The following is a 15,791-nucleotide window of genomic DNA, read 5'->3' on the forward strand; positions in this document are numbered from 1 at the left end:
GGATCAGGCCACCAGGGGCTGCACAGCGGGCATCAGCCTGTGCAGGGCCTCGATCACCCGCCGCTGTCGGGCCTCGCCCAGCTCGGGGAAGATCGGCAGGCTGAGCACCTCCTCGCAGAGACGCTCGGTGACCGGCAAGGACCCCGGGCCATAGCCGAGGCTCTCGTAGGCGGGCTGGCGGTGGATCGGGATCGGGTAGTAGATGATCGTGCTCACCCCGGCCTCCTGCAGCTGCTGCTTGAGCCAGTCGCGGCAGTGCAGCTCTTCGGTGGGGGTGACCCGCAGCACGTATTGGTTCCAGCTGTGGCCCACCGGGCCGGGGGCAGGCAGGCTGAGACCGGGCAGATCGACCAGCTGGCGCCCGTAATGGCTGGCCAGCTCACGGCGGGCTTCGAGCCAGCGCTGCAGATGGGGCAGTTTCACCGCCAGCACGGCGGCCTGGATGGCATCGAGGCGGCTGTTGTAGCCGAGGGCGGTGTGCAGGTAGCGGCGCGGCATGCCGTGCACCGCCAGCTCCCGCACCCGCTGGGCCAGCTCCGGATCACGGCAGCTAACGGCGCCGCCATCACCGGCAGCCCCGAGGTTCTTGGTGGGGAAGAAGCTGAAACAGCCGGCATCGCCCCAGCTGCCCACGGGCCGGCCCGCCCAGGTGGCGCCGGTGGCCTGGGCACAGTCTTCGATCACATGCAGGCCATGGCGCTCGGCGATGGCGCACACCCGCTCCATGTCCACGGGCCGGCCGAACAGGTGCACCGGCAGCAGGGCACGGGTGGCCGGGGTGATCGCCGATTCCAGCTGATCGAGGTTGATCAGGTAGCTGCTCTCCAGCACGTCCACGAACACCGGCGTGGCGCCCACGGCACTGATCGCCTCGGCGGTGGCAAAGAAGCTGAAGGAGGGGGTGATCACCTCATCGCCGGGTCCGATGCCCAGCCCCCGCAGGGCCAGCACCAGGGCATCGGTGCCGCTGTTGCAGCCCACGGCGTGGGGAACGCCGCAGGCGGCGGCGAAATCGCGCTCGAAGTCGGCGGTGACGGCCCCGCCGATGTACTGCCCGCTGCGCAACACCCCCAGCACGGCCTGATCAAGGGCGTCGCCGAGCTCCTGGATCTGGTCGCCCAGGCTGAAGGGAGGCACAGTCATCGCAGGACTTTACGCGGCCCGGCCGGTGGGGATCAGCGGGCCCATTCCGGTTCCTCGCCTGGATGCCACTTGATGTTGCAGCCGATCGCCGGGCGCTGCTCCGCCGCCACCGGCTCACCGGCCAGCACCGCCGCGATGGCGGCGCGGATGTCGCGGCCATCGCGGGGCTCGGCGTTGCCGGGGCGGCTGGCGTCGAGCTGGCCCCGGTACACCAGGCGCGACACGCCATCAGCCGCCGGGGCGAACAGGAAGGGGTCGGGGGTGCAGGCGGCCCGGAAGGCCCGGGCCAGCTGCTGGCCTTCATCGAACAGGTAGGGGAAGCGCCAGCCATGGCGTTCGGCCTGGGCGCGCAGGCCCTCCGGGCCGTCCTGGGGATGGGTGGCGGTGCTGTTGCTGGAGATCGCCAGCAGGGCCAGGGGCGGCTGGGGGGCCGCTGCAGTGGGGGTGGCGACGTGGGCCTGCAGCCGGGTGATCTCCGGCTCAACGTGCTTCACGAACGGACAGTGGGCGCAGAGAAACAACACCAGCAGGGGCCGCTGGCCCAGGGTTTCGAGCTGCAGCGGCTCGCCGCTCACCTGGCGGGCGCGGCCGGCCGCCAGCACGGCGCTGATCGCCGTGAACGGCAGCGCCGTGCCCAGGGGAAGCATGGTGGAGGGCGTCAGCGCCATGGGGCCGTTCAGCGAGCAATGCCAGCAGTCAAGTTAGGGAGGGTGCGACACGGGGGATCGCTGGCCGGAACCCTGGTGGCGGCCCTGCTGGCCAGTGGCTGCATCCCAGCCCATCGCGCCCCCAGCTGGGCCATCTACCCGCTGCAGCGGCGCACCGCCCACGACGGCCTGGCGGTGGTGAGCCAGCCCAATGGCTACGGGCTGCACATCTGGATCGGCACCGACACCAGCGAGAGCGGCATCTGCCAGCCGCGCTGGAATCCCGACCCGGCACGGCTGTTCAACGGCAATGGCACGGCCCCGTTCAGCTCAGGACTGGCCAGCCGGGAGGAGTTCTTCGCCGCCGTGGCCCGCAGCGACGTGCGGCGCGCCCTGCGGGAGCAGAGCGAAGCCCTCTGCCAGGCCCGCGATCCCCGCCGCAGCTTCCGCTGGCTGGAGCCACCCCGCTCGGCCGATGAGGTGAAGGCCGAGGCGTTGCCGCTGCTGCAGGAGGAGGACCTGCTCAGCGACCCGGAGACCGTGCAGCGGCAGGAGGAGCAGCTGCTCAACCCTGACCGGAGCGACTGAACCCCGCCCAGACGAGAGGCTCGACCCGGCGCCAGTAGCGCGAGAAGCGGCGCAGATCCGGGGCACCGGCACCATCCAGCGGCAGGTCCACGAAGGGGTCGGGCTCCAGCACCTGCAGCGGCAGAGCCCCAGCCACCTGCCGGGCGATCGCCGCGAAGCGAGGGTCCACGGCCCGGCTGGTGACGATGCCGTCCGAGCCCGCCGCGGCCGCGGCCGCCAGCAGCTCGGCGGCCACATCGCCTTCGCCCACGGCCACCGGGAGCTCCGCCAGGCATGCGCGCAGAAAGCGCAGCCGCCCCGGTGCCAGGGGCTCACCGCCCGTGGTGCTGGTGCGTCCGGCGATCAGCTCGGCATCGAACACGAACAGCGCCGGCGCAGTGGGGTGGGCCTTGAGCGCCGGGTTGGCGGGACCGAGGGCCTCGCCGTGTACCCACACCAGCGGCCGATGCGGCGGGGCGGCACACGGGGCGGCACAGGGGGTGATCCGCTGCGGCTCCGCGTCGGTGGGGGCGCCGAAGCGGCTGGAATCCTGGACCATGACAGGCCGGAACAGCCGCGCCTGCAGCTCTTCATAGGGGGCCTCGAACGGGCAGTCGCGGCCGGCCCGGGGGCAGTGGCGGCAGTAGCGACCGCCGCTGTAGCGCTCGAGGTTGTCGCGGTTGAAGATGTAGGGCTTGCTGCTGAAGCTGCTGGCCAGCCACTGCCAGCTGAGGTTGTTGCTGGCCGGGTCGCCATCGAGCAGGTGCTGCAGGAACCAGGCGGCACCGGCCTGCCAGCGCACCCGGCGCCAGTGCACCAGATAGCTGGCGAGCCACATCCGGGCGTGGTTGTGCAGCCAGCCCGTGGCCATCAGCTCCGTGGCAAAGGCGTCGATGCAGGCCAGGCCGGTGCTGGCAGCGGCCACATCGGTGGGCAGGTCCGGCGCGTAGCTGGCCGGGTGATGGCCGGTCTTGAGGGGCTCGAGGTCGCTCCAGATGCCATCCCCCAGCAGCAACCAGAGCCGCTGCCAGTAGTCACGCCAGCCCAGCTCGTTGATCAGTTTTCCGGCAATCCGGCGCCCCTCGGCCTGGCGCTCGGGCTGGCCGTAGCCACGGGCCCGCAGCCAGGCGAACACGGCCTCGCGCACCTCCGCCAGGGTGAGCACGCCATGGCGGATGTACGGCGAGAGGCGGGTGACGGCCCCGTCGAGGTGGTTGCGGGTGGCGCCGTAGGCCCGCGGATCGATCGCCGCCAGGCGCTGCTCAGCCGCCCGGCGGCCGCCGGGAAGCGGAGGCACATTCGCCGGTTCCATGGCCAGCCTCGGCAACCCGGCCACGATCCTCGCTGCAGCACGGTCATGGCGGTGCTGGAGCCGGAAGCATCGCGACAGCGCCCACGTACCCCTCAGGAAGGTGGAGGCGCCAATGGCGCGTCAGCTGGCAGAGGCCAGGGGGCGGTGCGGCGGCCAGACCCCAGCCTCCGGCCTTGAGTTCGGCCTCGAGCTGGCACCAGGCCTGCAGGAAGGCTGCTCGTTGTTCGGCCTGGGGCTGTTCGAGGAGGGCCTCAACCTGTTGACTCGAAAACAGCCGGCGTGCAATCGGCTCCCAGTCCAGATCAGCCCGCTGCTTCTCCACATCAACCCCGACGGGCCGATTCGGATGCAGTGCCAGAAGAATGAGTGCTCCGGAATGGCTGATGTTGAACTGTGGTCCACCCGGACAATAGGGTTTGCCGTTGAAACCCACTTCAACAGGAACAGACGACGCGGGAGTATTCAGGACATGCGCGAGGAGGTGGCGCAATAATCCTCGCCCCAGAAGAAAGCGATCCCGGTCACCAGTAAGGCGATACGCTGAATGCCGCTGTCGCTCCTCAGGCGAGAGAGTGGAGGCAAAGTCGGCCATAAGATCCTGCGAGACACCACTGCGTCGATCCAGACAGAAGAGAAGAGGTTCACTCGGAAAACCGATCAAGAACCGCAGGGATTCGGCAATGGAAGCGGGATGACCCGAGGTCAACATCAGAGGACTCAAATCCATAGATAGCCTCCCTGGCCCATATCTCCGCGGCATATCTTCAAAGATTAATCAACGCCGGACAGGCTCCAGAAACAATCTAGAATAGGCATCCCGAGCAAGGCATAATTGATATCACGCTAGGACAGAACAATGGCTTTGATCGTGTCTGCCAAGCCTCGAAGATTGGACGACTGAAAGAAAGCGCCATGCACCCCAGGGATAAATGACACCGAATGCGATCCGCGCCCAAACGACCGCCTGAGCGATCGCCGAATAATCTCTTCAGGCAACTGGCGAGAAGCAATTGATGCAGTGCCCTGCTCATCGATCTCTCCAGAAGGAGCGCGGAAGGGATTCTGAAAACTGTCAGTGCCGTAAAGAATCACCGTACCTTTACTCCAACACAAAACCCGCTGTTGAATCAGCCACATCGAGGGCTCCATCAGGATAAGCGTTCTTACACTCCTGCCATGGGCGACCAAGTGCCAAGCAATAGCATTGGCAATAATGCCCGCCTGGCAATTACCACCGATCACAAATGGCTCAATTGATGGCTGAATCTCGAGAATCTCTCGTGCGTACAAGCCAGCCACCTCATACAGAAGAGCAGGGTCAAAATAAATTTGGCGAGCGTTGTCAAGTTCATGGGCAGACCTCATGCCATGCACACGCACTGCCCCCATCAATGCCCCAGCAAGACCCTCAAACTCATCAGCTCCCTGAAAACACCAGAACAAACTTGGAAGGGACGATTCACTGCCAATCGTCCGGATAAACTGGTGACCTGGTGCAAGCAGTCCAGGCCAATGCGCAAGCATTGTCAACTGCTGTTCTACAAACTGATGCACCTGAGCTGGACCTACAAGTCGCTCCAGACCGGGCCGCTCCGACTCGTGCCATGAATACTCCAAGCCCTTGGAGCCATTAGCTTTTTGAAGAAACTCCGAGAACGCATTAATTGTTGGGAAAGAAAAATACCGCGCAACGGGTACCTGCACACCCAATGCCGCATCTACGATTTCCTTCAGCTGCATGGTAAGGAGCGAATGCCCCCCAACCGCAAAGAAGTTGTCGGTGATTCCGAACTCCCCGTGCCCCAGCACCTCCGTCCAGATCTCGTGCAACATCCGCTCAAGCTCCGTCGTCGGCTCCACCCGACGCTCCAGATCACCCGCGAACGACGGCTCCGGCAGAGCCTTTCGGTCCAGCTTGCCGTTGCTCGTCAGCGGCAGTGACTTCAGTTCAAACAGTGCCGCAGGCACCATGTACTCCGGCAGCCGCTCGGCCAGAAAGCTCCGCAGCTCCTCCCCCGATACCTGGGCTGCTGCCTTGCCAACCCAGTAGCCAATCAGCCTCGGATTGGAAGGATCGTCCTGCCGCATCACCACCACCGCCTGCGACACGCCAGGGTGCGCCAGCAGGTTCGCCTCGATCTCGCCCGGCTCGATCCGGAAGCCGCGCAGCTTGATCTGCTCATCCATCCGCCCGTGGAAGGCCAGCGTCCCGTCGGGGTTCCAGCTCGCCAGATCTCCCGACTTGTACAACCGAGCAGTGGGATCAGATGAGAACGGATCCGGGATGAACTTCTCTGCCGTCAGCTCGGGCTGATTCAGATACCCACGCGCCAGTCCCGCTCCGCCGATGTGCAGTTCGCCAGGCACTCCGATCGGGCAGGGGTGACCAAAGTCGTCGAGGACTTGCACCGCCGTCATGGCGATGGGCCGGCCCAGCGGCACCCCCCAAGGCTCCTCCAGCAGTTCGCCTGCACCCAGGCTCTTGCACGAGGTGAAGGTCGTGTTCTCGGTAGGGCCGTAACCGTTGATCAGCTCATGGCCAGGCGGGAAAGCTCCGAGCAGACGTCGCACATGCTCAACGGAAAGCACGTCTCCACCCGCCAGCACCTGCCGCACACCGGCCAGGGCCGCCAGTTGGCTGTCCACCATCGCGTTAAACAGGCCTGCGGTGAGCCAGAGGGTGGTGATCCCCTTGGCTGTCAGCAGCTCAGCCAGCTCAGGCAGGGCCACCTTCCCCGCTGGCGCAACCACAAGCGTGCCGCCATTCAGCAACGGACCCCAGATCTCGAAGGTGGCGGCATCGAACGCCACCGGCGCCAGCTGCAGCACCGCACTGCCGGCCCCAAACTGGAATCCATTCACCGGATCCACCAGCCGCAGAATGGAGCGGTGCTCGATTGCCACACCCTTGGGAGTCCCGGTGGAACCGGAGGTGTAGGTGACATAGGCCAGTGGACGCATGGATGCGGCAGCGGCGGGTGGAAGGGGAGCGTTGATGACGGCTAGTCCCTCTTGGTTGATCAGAACCTGGCCGCCTGCCTCTTTCAGCAACAGCTGCCGCCGGGCATCCGGCCACTCCGGATCCAGCGGCAGGTATGCCCCACCCGCCTTCAGGACCGCCAGCAGCGACACGATCAGCTCCACCGATCGCTCCAGGCACACCCCCACGATCACCTCAGGGCCCACTCCCAGTTCCCGCAGGTGATGCGCCAGCTGGTTCGCTCGCCCATTCAGCTCGGCATAGCTCAGCTCCTGGTCCTCAAACACCAGCGCCGTCGCCTCCGGTGTTCGCTCCACCTGCTGCTCGAACAGCTGGTGCACGCACACCTCCGGCACCTCGATCCGCGGGCCCTCCTGCCAGCTCTCGATCAGCTCGCGCTCGGCCTCAGGCAGCAGATTCAGCGTCTCTGCGGCCGCATCGGGTGTCTGCAGCGCCGAGCTGAGCAGCGTGATCAGATGCCGGCTCAGACGTTCGATCCGTTCCCCATCGAACAGATCCCTCGCGTAAACGAGATTTCCCTGGATCCCACCATCCTTTCTCCTGCGCAGGAAGAACTCCAGATCAAAGCGTGAGGCCGCCGCCGCCGCCGAAAGCGACTCCACCTCCAGGTCCGCGAAGTTCTGCAGAGTCGACCCCGGCAGCTCCATCAGCTGCACCATCACCTGCACCAGCGGGTTCCGGCTCGTGTCCCGCTCCACCTCCAGCGCCTCCACCATCTGCTCGAACGGCAGCTCCTGGTGCTCATACGCTCCAATCGACCGCTCCCTCACCTGGGCCAGCAGCTCCCGGAAGCTCTGGCCAGCCGCAAAACGGGTACGCACCGGCAGCGTGTTGATGAAAAACCCGATCAGCGCCTCCAGATCCGAGTGGTTCCTCCCCCAGATCGGCACCCCGATCGCCACATCCTCCTGCCGGCTGTAGCGGTGCAGCAGCAGCGCCACCACCGCCACCAGACCCATCTGCAGCGTCGCTCCCTCCCTCCGGCACAGCTCCTCAAACGGTCCCAGCAGCTCCGCACCGATCGCGAACGACACGCTCCCGCCACGGTGCGACGGCATCGCCGGACGGCCGCGGTCCCCCGGCAGCTCCAGGGGCTCCAGACCCTCCAGCTCACCGGACCAATACTGCGTCAGCTTCCGCAGACGCTCGCCGCTCAGGCGCTGCCGCTGCCACGCCGCGTAGTCCTGGTACTGCACCCGAAGCGGCGCCAGCTCGGGGCTTCGGCCCGTGCAATGCGCGTTGTACAGCTCCGTCAGATCGCGGGCAAGAACAGATTGCGACCACCCGTCCGAGGCGATGTGGTGGTGGTTCACCAGCAGCACATGCTCGTCGGCAGTCACCTGGAGCAATCGTGCGCGGAGCAGCACTCCGGAGGTCAGATCAAAGGGCGTGCTGCGCTCCTCCTCCAGCCACTCCTCGATCACTGCCTCTGAATTGCGCTCTCCCAGCTCCTCGGTTGCCAGAACAAAGGCCCCCGGCGGATGGATGATCTGCAGCACCTCGCTCCCCTGCAGCCGGAACGACGTGCGCAACGTCGCATGACGCTCGATCAGACCCCCCAGCGCACGCTCCAGTGCCCGCATATCCAGAGCACCACGCAACCGCCACAGCCTTGGCATGTGATAAGCGGTGAGCCCTGGCTCCAGCTGCTGCAGAAACCACAGCCGGCTCTGTGCATACGACGCCGGAAAGGCCTGCACCTGCACTGCTGTCATGGGAGCTCGAACGGGATGGGCGTGGCCATGGGGATGGCAGTGGCTGGTTCATTCCCCTCAGTACTCCAGTCTGCAGATTCCACCAAGGCAGCCAGACCCGCAATCGTGGGGCTCTGGAAGACCGCCGCCAGCGACGGCCCGCGGCCGAACGCCTGCTCGATCCGCGTCACCAGGCGCACCGCCGCCAGCGAATGCCCCCCGACCGCAAAGAAGTTGTCCGTGATCCCGAACTCTCCGTGCCCCAGCACCTCCGTCCAGATCCCGTACAGCGTCCGCTCCAGCTCGCTCGTCGGCTCCACACGCCGCTCCAGATCACCCGCGAACGACGGCTCCGGCAGCGCCTTGCGGTTCAGCTTGCCGTTGCTCGTCAGCGGCAGGCTCTCCAGTTCCACAAACCCCGCCGGCACCATGTACTCCGGCAGCCGCTCGGCCAGGAAGCTCCGCAGCTTCTCGGCGCTGTCTGCTCCGGCAGCACCTTTTTCGGGAACCCAGTAGGCGATCAGACGCGGGTTGGACGGATCGTCCTGCCGCAGCACCACCACCGCCTGCGACACAGCCGGATGCTCCAGCAGGTTCGCCTCGATCTCGCCCGGTTCGATCCGGAATCCACGCAGCTTGATCTGCTGATCAATCCGCCCGTGGAACGCCAGTGTCCCGTCTGGATTCCAGCTCGCCAGATCTCCCGATTTATACAGCCGAGCTGCCGGATCTGATGACAAAGGATCCGGGATGAACTTCTCCGCCGTCAGCTCGGGTTGATTCAGATACCCGCGCGCCAATCCCGCTCCGCCAATGTGCAGCTCGCCGGGGACACCAATAGGGCAGGATCTCAGCGCCCCATCAAGAATCAGGATCGTTGTATTATGCAGCGGCCTGCCAATCGAGATTGCGGCAGAATCCCGGACTCGCTCATAGCTGATTCCGGCGCACCCAGGGGCTTCCGTTGTTCCATACAGATGCAGAAGGCTGACGCCCTGCTTTTCGCAAAGCCGAGCTGCAAGGGAAGGCTTTAGCGATTCTCCGATCGCTATCAGCCTGGAAGAATTCAGCCCGTGCAGTCCACAACTGACCAGCTCCTCCCAGTGACTTGGTGTCGCCTGGATACGCGTGATGCGCCTGTCAGAGACCAGCATGGCCAGCCCGCCAGGAGACATTCTCTGTGATTCAGATGCCAGAATTGCGACGCATCCCTTGGTGAGAGGGAAAATAGTTTCCCGAAGGGATATGTCAAATCCAAAGGAACTAAGCCCCAATATGGCCTCCGATCCCGTCAGCCCCCATTCCCTGCATACGGAAAGGCATTTCAGCGTAGCCACTCGGTGGGTGATTTCGATCCCTTTCGGCGTACCGGTCGACCCCGACGTAAAAATGACGTAAGCCAGTCCACCTACGCTTTCTGGCCTTGACTGCAGATTGTCGGCAGACTTTATCCAGACTGCATCTGAAGCCACACCGATGAAGCAAATAGTGCCGCCCTCTAAAGCCATCCTGGCTTCATTCTTGCTTCCAATCATGTATTGACAGCTCGCTTGATTCAAGACAAGCCCGGTGCGGCTCTCTGGCCACTCCGGATCCAGCGGCAGGTAAGCCCCACCAGCCTTCAAAATCGCCAGCAGCGACACGATCAGCTCCACCGATCGCTCCAGGCACACCCCAACAATCACCTCAGGGCCCACTCCCAGATCCCTCAGGTGATGGGCCAGCTGGTTCGCACGCGCATTCAGTTCGGCATAGCTCAGTTCCTGGTCCTCAAACACCAGCGCCGTCGCCTCCGGCGTGCGCTCCACCTGTTGCTCGAACAGCTGGTGCACGCACACCTCGGGCAGCTCGATCCGCGGGCCCTCCTGCCAGCTCTCGATCAGCTCGCGCTCCGCCTCAGGCAGCAGATTCAGCGCCTCTGCGGCCGCATCGGGGGTCTGCAGTGCCGACCTCAGCAACGTCTGCAGATGCCGGCTCAGACGCTCGATCCGTTCCCCATCGAACAGATCCCTTGCATAGGCGATCGAACCCCTCAGGCCCCCATCGGCACCGCGGCGCAGATAGAACGACAGATCCAGCTTCGACGATTCACTCTTGGTCGGCAGGCTCTCCACCTCCAGATCCTCACAGTTCTGCAGCGTCGACTCCGGCAGCTCCATCAGCTGCACCATCACCTGCACCAGCGGGTTCCGGCTCGTGTCCCGCTCCACATTCAGCGCCTCCACCATCTGCTCGAACGGCAGCTCCTGGTGCTCATACGCTCCGATCGACCGCTCCCTCACCTGCGCCAGCAGCTCACGGAAGCTCTGGCCGGCCGCAAAACGGGTACGCACCGGCAAAGTGTTGATGAAAAACCCCATCAACAGCTCCAGATCAGGGTGATTCCGACCCCAGATCGGTACACCGATCGCAAAATCATCCTGCCGGCTGTAGCGGTGCAGCAGCAGCGCCACCACCGCCAGGAGCCCCATCTGCAGCGTTGCCCCCTCCCTCCGGCACAGCTCCTCAAAGAGCTGCAGCAGCTCCGCACCGATCTCGAACGACACGCTCCCGCCACGGTGTGAAGGCATCGCCGGTCGGGCACGATCCCCAGGCAGCTCCAGAGGCTCGAGGCCCTCGAGCTCCCCGATCCAATACTGCGTCAGCTTCCGCAGACGCTCGCCGCTCAGGCGCTGCCGTTGCCAGGCCGCGTAGTCCTGGTACTGCACACGCAGCGGCGCCAGCCGTGGCTCCCGGTTCCCGTGCTGGGCGTTGTATAGCTCCGTCAGATCACGGGCAAGAACAGAGCGCGACCAGCCGTCCGAGGCGATGTGGTGGTGGTTCACCAGCAGCACATGCTCCTCAGCTGTCACCTGCAGCAGTCGTGCACGCAGCAACATTCCGGAGCTCAGATCAAATGGGGTGCGGCGGTCCTCCTCCAGCCACTCCTCGATCACCTCCTCCCCATCCCGCTCTCCCAGCTCCTCCACCGCCAGCGCAAAGGCTCCCGGCGGATGGATCAGCTGCAGCACCTCGCTCCCCTGCAGTCGGAACGAGCTCCGCAACGTCCCATGCCGCTCGATCAGGCCTCCCAGCGCACGCTCCAGAGCCCCCTCGTCCAGCTCACCCCGCAGACGCCACACCGCTGGCATGTGGTACGCCGTCAGATCCGGCTCTAGCTGCTGCAGAAACCACAGACGGCTCTGGGCGGAGGACGCATGAAAGGCCTGTAGTGCGTTCACGGGAGATCGAGCTGGATCGGGGCGGCAATCTGGATGGCGGTGGCTTGGTCGAGTTTCTCAGCTACCCATTCTCCTCGATCCGGCAATGCAACCAGCCCCGCAATCGTGGGGTGCTGGAACACCGCCGCCAGCGCTAGCGCGCGCCCGAACGTCTGCTCGATGCGAGACACCAGCCGGGCAGCAGCCAGGGAGTGACCACCGATCTGGAAGAAGTTATCCGTGATCCCGAACTCTTCATGCCCCAGCACCTCCACCCAGATCCCATGCAGCGTCCGCTCCAGCTCGCTGGCGGGCTCAACCCGCTGCTGCGAATCGCTGGCAAAGGACGGAGCGGGCAGGGCCCGCCGATCCAGCTTGCCGTTGCTCGTCAGTGGCAGCGCCTCGAGCTGCACGAAAGCCGAGGGCACCATGTAGTCAGGCAGGCGCTTAGCGAGGAAGGAGCGAAGCTGTTCGCTCGTGGCTGAGGGGGAGGATGGAGTAGTAGCCTCCCCTACCCAGTAACCGATCAGGCGCGGATTGACAGGGTCGTCCTGGCGCAGCACCACCACCGCCTGCGACACACCGGGGTGCTCCAACAGATTCACCTCGATCTCTCCAGGCTCGATCCGGAAGCCCCGCAGCTTGATCTGGTGATCAATCCGGCCGTGGAAAGCCAGTGTCCCGTCGGGATTCCAGCTCGCCAGATCCCCCGACTTGTACAGCCTAGCCACTGGATCAGATGAAAACGGATCCGGAATGAACTTCTCGGCCGTGAGCTCGGGGTTGTTGAGGTAGCCGCGTGCCAAACCCTTTCCTCCGATGTGCAGCTCCCCGGGGATGCCAATCGGGCAGGGGTGGCCTGAACCATCCAGAACCCGCGTAACCGTCTCAGGCAATGGAACACCGATGGGAGCAAGTTTGGCCTGCTGACCAACAGATATGTCATGGGTTGTTGAGTATATGGTTGTCTCTGTTGGCCCATAGGTGTGAGTAAGTCGATGCCCCTGTGTCAGAGGGAATTTTCCCGCAAGGTCAGCGGTCAATGGCTCAGCCGAGGCAAAGGCATGGGTTGGAATGGAAGGGACAAATCCGGCATCGAAGACTGCCTGCCATTGCGAAGATGACATCGACAATCGATCGCACCCAGCTCTATGGATCAGGCCGATCAGACACCTAGGATCCTGACATTCATCCAAGGTGGCGACAACCACGCTTGCACCGGCTGCAAGTGGAATCAGTGTGGTTCTCAGCGTCATGTCGAAGCTGAACGAACCGTTGCAGAGAACACGCCGATCCAGGCCTAGATCCCAGCGCAGAAGCAGATCTTGACCCCTAAGCAGCAATCCCCCATGCTCAATAAGAACCCCCTTTGGAGCCCCGGCTGAGCCTGACGTATAGACAACATAGGCAAGCTGATTCCTGTCAACAGGGATCGAAGGATTCCGCCCTGATGGAGCCGAGGCTGCCGGAAGAGAGGGGTACAAAGGCATCGCCAGAATGCCTATTCTGTCCTCAGCCTGATCGTCATCGACAACACGGAGCCTCGGGGAGGCATCGTCAGACACGAGATTCTTTCTGGAAACAGGCCAAGCAGAATCAATCGCCAGGAAAGCAGAGCCAGCCTTCAGACAGGCAAGCGTTGCAACGATCCAATGGTGAGGACGAGATAGCTCAAGAGCCACAATGTCTCCAGGGCCAGCACCACAATCAATCAGCTTCCAGGACAGAACATTGGCCCAGATATTCAGATCGGCATAGGTGAGCTCGATATCATTTTGCAAGTCTTGCTGCGAGTTGTGAGAGCTGGTCGGCTGCGATCGTCGGGGGACCTGAAAGATCAGCGCAATGGCATCCGGCGTCCGTTCCACCTGCTGCTCGAACAGCTCATGCAGGCAGAGGTCCGGCACCTCAATCTCGGGGCCCTGCTGCCAGCTCTCGATCAGCTGCCGCTCAGCTTCCGGCATCAGGTTCATGGAGCCGGCAGGGGCATCGGGAGCCTCCAGCAGCGACGCGAGCAACGTCTGCAGATGGGTGGTGAGCCGCTCAATCCGCTCGGCCTCAAAAAGATCGCTGGTATAGCTGACAGTTCCTTGCAGGCCTTGATCAGCCGTGCGGCACAATTGAAATGACAGATCAACCTTGGAAGCAGTGCCCTTGGCCGCAAGCTGCTCCACCTGCAGACCCTCCATGCCCTGCAGCGAAGCATCCGGCAGTTCCATCAGCTGAAGAATCACCTGCACCAGCGGGTTCCGGCTGGTGTCCCGCTCCATCTGCAGCGCCTCCACCATCTGCTCGAACGGCAGCTCCTCGTGTTCGTAGGCCTGGACTGAAGTGTCCTTCACCTGCCGGAGCAGCTCCCGGAAGCTCTGCTCGCGCTGGAAGCGGGTACGGATCGGCAGCGTGTTGATGAAAAAACCGATCAACGGCTCCAGATCAGGGTGATTCCGACCCCAGATCGGTACACCGATCGCAAAGTCATCCTGGCGGCTATACCGGTGCAGCAGCAGCGCCACCAACGCCAGCAGGCCCATCTGCAACGTTGCTCCTTCCGTGCGGCACAGCTCTTCGAATGGCCGCAGCAGCTCAGCCTCGATCCGAAACGACACGCGCCCGCCCACGTAGCTGGGCGACGCTGGCCTCGTGTGATCCCACGGCAGTTCCAGTGGCTGCAGACCGATCAGCTGAGGCATCCAGTAGTCCTTCAGCTGCTGCAGCCTCTGCCCTCCGAGGCGCTCACGCTGCCAGGCCGCATAGTCCTGGTAGTGAACGGTGAGCGGCGGGAGCTGAGGCGAACGGTTGGAGTGGTGGGCGTTGTACAGCTCAATGAGATCTCGATGCAGCACGCTGAGCGACCACCCATCCGAGGCAATGTGGTGGTGGTTCAAGAGCAGCACATGCTCCTGGTCATCCACCGCCAGAAGACGAGCTCGTAGCAGCACACCTGAAGCCAGATCGAACGGGGTGCTGCGCTCCTCCTCCAGCCAGCCCTTGATGACCTCCTCCGCATTCCGACCGCCCAAGGTGTCGGCTGTCAGGGGGAAAGCAACGGAAGGGTGAAGGATCTGCAAGACCTTTCCTTGCTCCAGCCGGAAAGAGGTGCACAAGGTGGGATGGCGCTCGCTCAGCGCGACGAGAGCCGCATGCAGGGCCTGAACATCCAGCTCACCCCGCAGCCGCCACAGGGCTGGCATGTGGTATGTCGTCAGCTCCGGCTGCAGCTGCTGCAAAAGCCACAACCGGCTCTGGGCAAAGGAGGCCTGATAGGCCTGGCAGCCCGCCGGCCAGTCACCTGCCAGAGGCTCCGCGGCGGGAATGACAGGAGTCGCCGCCGATCGCCCGGGAGCGGCAGACACGAACGAGGCCAGCCGCCGGAGGCGTTCCAGCCGGGAAGACTGAGAGGAACCGCTCATGGCCACAGTGAATCCTTGAGCACCTCCTGGCACTCGCTGAGCGACACCCCATGCCTGAGGCTGTCGGAGAAGGGCAACTGCTCCTCGGTCAAACTCATCAGCTGCTGTTCGATTGCCCGCTGGGCGGCGAACAGACACGGGGTGCTATAGAGGAGTAGGTTGAGACCCAGCCGGCCCAGGGTTTCACGATCGCAGGGTGGAGTGCGGCCACCGCCGATCACGTTGGCCACTACTGAGCAGCGCACCGAAGATCGGATCGCTGCAAGCAGATCGAGATCATCCAGCCCATCGGCAAGAACCGCGTCGCAGCCCTCGGCTTCGAAGGCACGGACGCGCCTGAGGATCTCCTCAGGGTCGGTGGCGTCGGTGCGTGCCACGACGACGAGACTATCACGTGCGTCAAGGACCGCTCGAAGCTTCAGCAGATACTCCTCCAGCGGCAGAATCTCCTTGCCGTGAAGATGCCCGCAGCGACGGGGGCGGCGCTGATCCTCGAGCACGATCCCCGACGCTCCTGCCCGTTCCACCGCATGCGCCACGTGAGCCGCCATCGTGGCGTCACCGAAGCCATCGTCGAGGTCCACCAGCAGATGGTGGTGGGGAAAGGCATGGCGGAGCCTGTGCACGAAGGTGAGTAGATCACTCCAGGCCATGAAACCCACATCGGGAAGGCCATAGGTACTGGCTGCCAACCCGAAGCCACTGACGAAGAGGGTGTCGAACCGGGACGCAGCCAGCCGGGCGCTGAATAGGTCGTAGATGCCGATGAACGGAACTGGACGGACCACATTGGCGGCCTGATCATTTGCAGCCAGCA

8 protein-coding genes and 1 pseudogene are annotated in these 15,791 nt (G+C 64.2%); 1 reads left to right on the forward strand and 8 read right to left on the reverse strand.

The features are described 5' to 3' along the window. Positions 1-3: 3 nt before the first annotated feature. Entirely contained in the window at positions 4-1,143 is a 1,140-nt protein-coding gene (locus KBY96_RS12515) for a DegT/DnrJ/EryC1/StrS aminotransferase family protein (protein WP_254979772.1), read from the reverse strand. Positions 1,144-1,175: 32 nt separating this feature from the next. Beyond that, positions 1,176-1,811: a thioredoxin family protein gene (locus KBY96_RS12520; protein WP_254979773.1), complete on the reverse strand. Its 636-nt coding sequence runs from the start codon at positions 1,809-1,811 to the stop codon at positions 1,176-1,178. A gap of 42 nt (positions 1,812-1,853) precedes the next feature. On the opposite strand from KBY96_RS12520, the gene KBY96_RS12525 reads away from it, so the two are divergent. Further along, the gene (locus KBY96_RS12525) at positions 1,854-2,378 is read left to right on the forward strand and encodes a hypothetical protein (protein ID WP_254979774.1); all 525 of its coding nucleotides are present in this window, start codon (positions 1,854-1,856) and stop codon (positions 2,376-2,378) included. A gap of 541 nt (positions 2,379-2,919) precedes the next feature. Here the strand turns inward: KBY96_RS12525 and KBY96_RS12535 are convergent. The 6 genes and pseudogenes from KBY96_RS12535 to KBY96_RS12560 all read right to left on the reverse strand — a co-directional run. Further along, positions 2,920-3,648: pseudogene (locus KBY96_RS12535) on the reverse strand (FAD-binding domain-containing protein); the annotation flags it as partial. 64 nt (positions 3,649-3,712) lie between these two features. Continuing rightward, positions 3,713-4,375: a 4'-phosphopantetheinyl transferase superfamily protein gene (locus KBY96_RS12540; RefSeq protein ID WP_254979775.1), complete on the reverse strand. Its 663-nt coding sequence runs from the start codon at positions 4,373-4,375 to the stop codon at positions 3,713-3,715. 137 nt (positions 4,376-4,512) lie between these two features. Then, complete coding sequence (locus KBY96_RS12545) at positions 4,513-8,385, reverse strand: amino acid adenylation domain-containing protein (protein ID WP_254979777.1); 3,873 nt, start codon at positions 8,383-8,385, stop codon at positions 4,513-4,515. Beyond that, complete coding sequence (locus tag KBY96_RS16430; RefSeq protein WP_254979778.1) at positions 8,382-11,585, reverse strand: amino acid adenylation domain-containing protein; 3,204 nt, start codon at positions 11,583-11,585, stop codon at positions 8,382-8,384. The genes KBY96_RS12545 and KBY96_RS16430 overlap by 4 nt, the downstream gene beginning before the upstream one ends. Beyond that, on the reverse strand, positions 11,582-14,974 hold the full coding sequence (locus tag KBY96_RS12555; RefSeq protein WP_254979779.1) for an amino acid adenylation domain-containing protein: 3,393 nt from the start codon (positions 14,972-14,974) through the stop codon (positions 11,582-11,584). Before KBY96_RS12555 ends, KBY96_RS16430 begins: the two co-directional genes overlap by 4 nt. Then, entirely contained in the window at positions 14,971-15,762 is a 792-nt protein-coding gene (locus KBY96_RS12560; RefSeq protein ID WP_254979781.1) for an oxaloacetate decarboxylase, read from the reverse strand. Before KBY96_RS12560 ends, KBY96_RS12555 begins: the two co-directional genes overlap by 4 nt. Between the last annotated feature and the right edge of the window lie 29 nt (positions 15,763-15,791).

Origin of the sequence: Cyanobium sp. ATX 6A2 (assembly GCF_024346355.1) — a bacterium.
Taxonomy (GTDB): domain Bacteria; phylum Cyanobacteriota; class Cyanobacteriia; order PCC-6307; family Cyanobiaceae; genus NIES-981.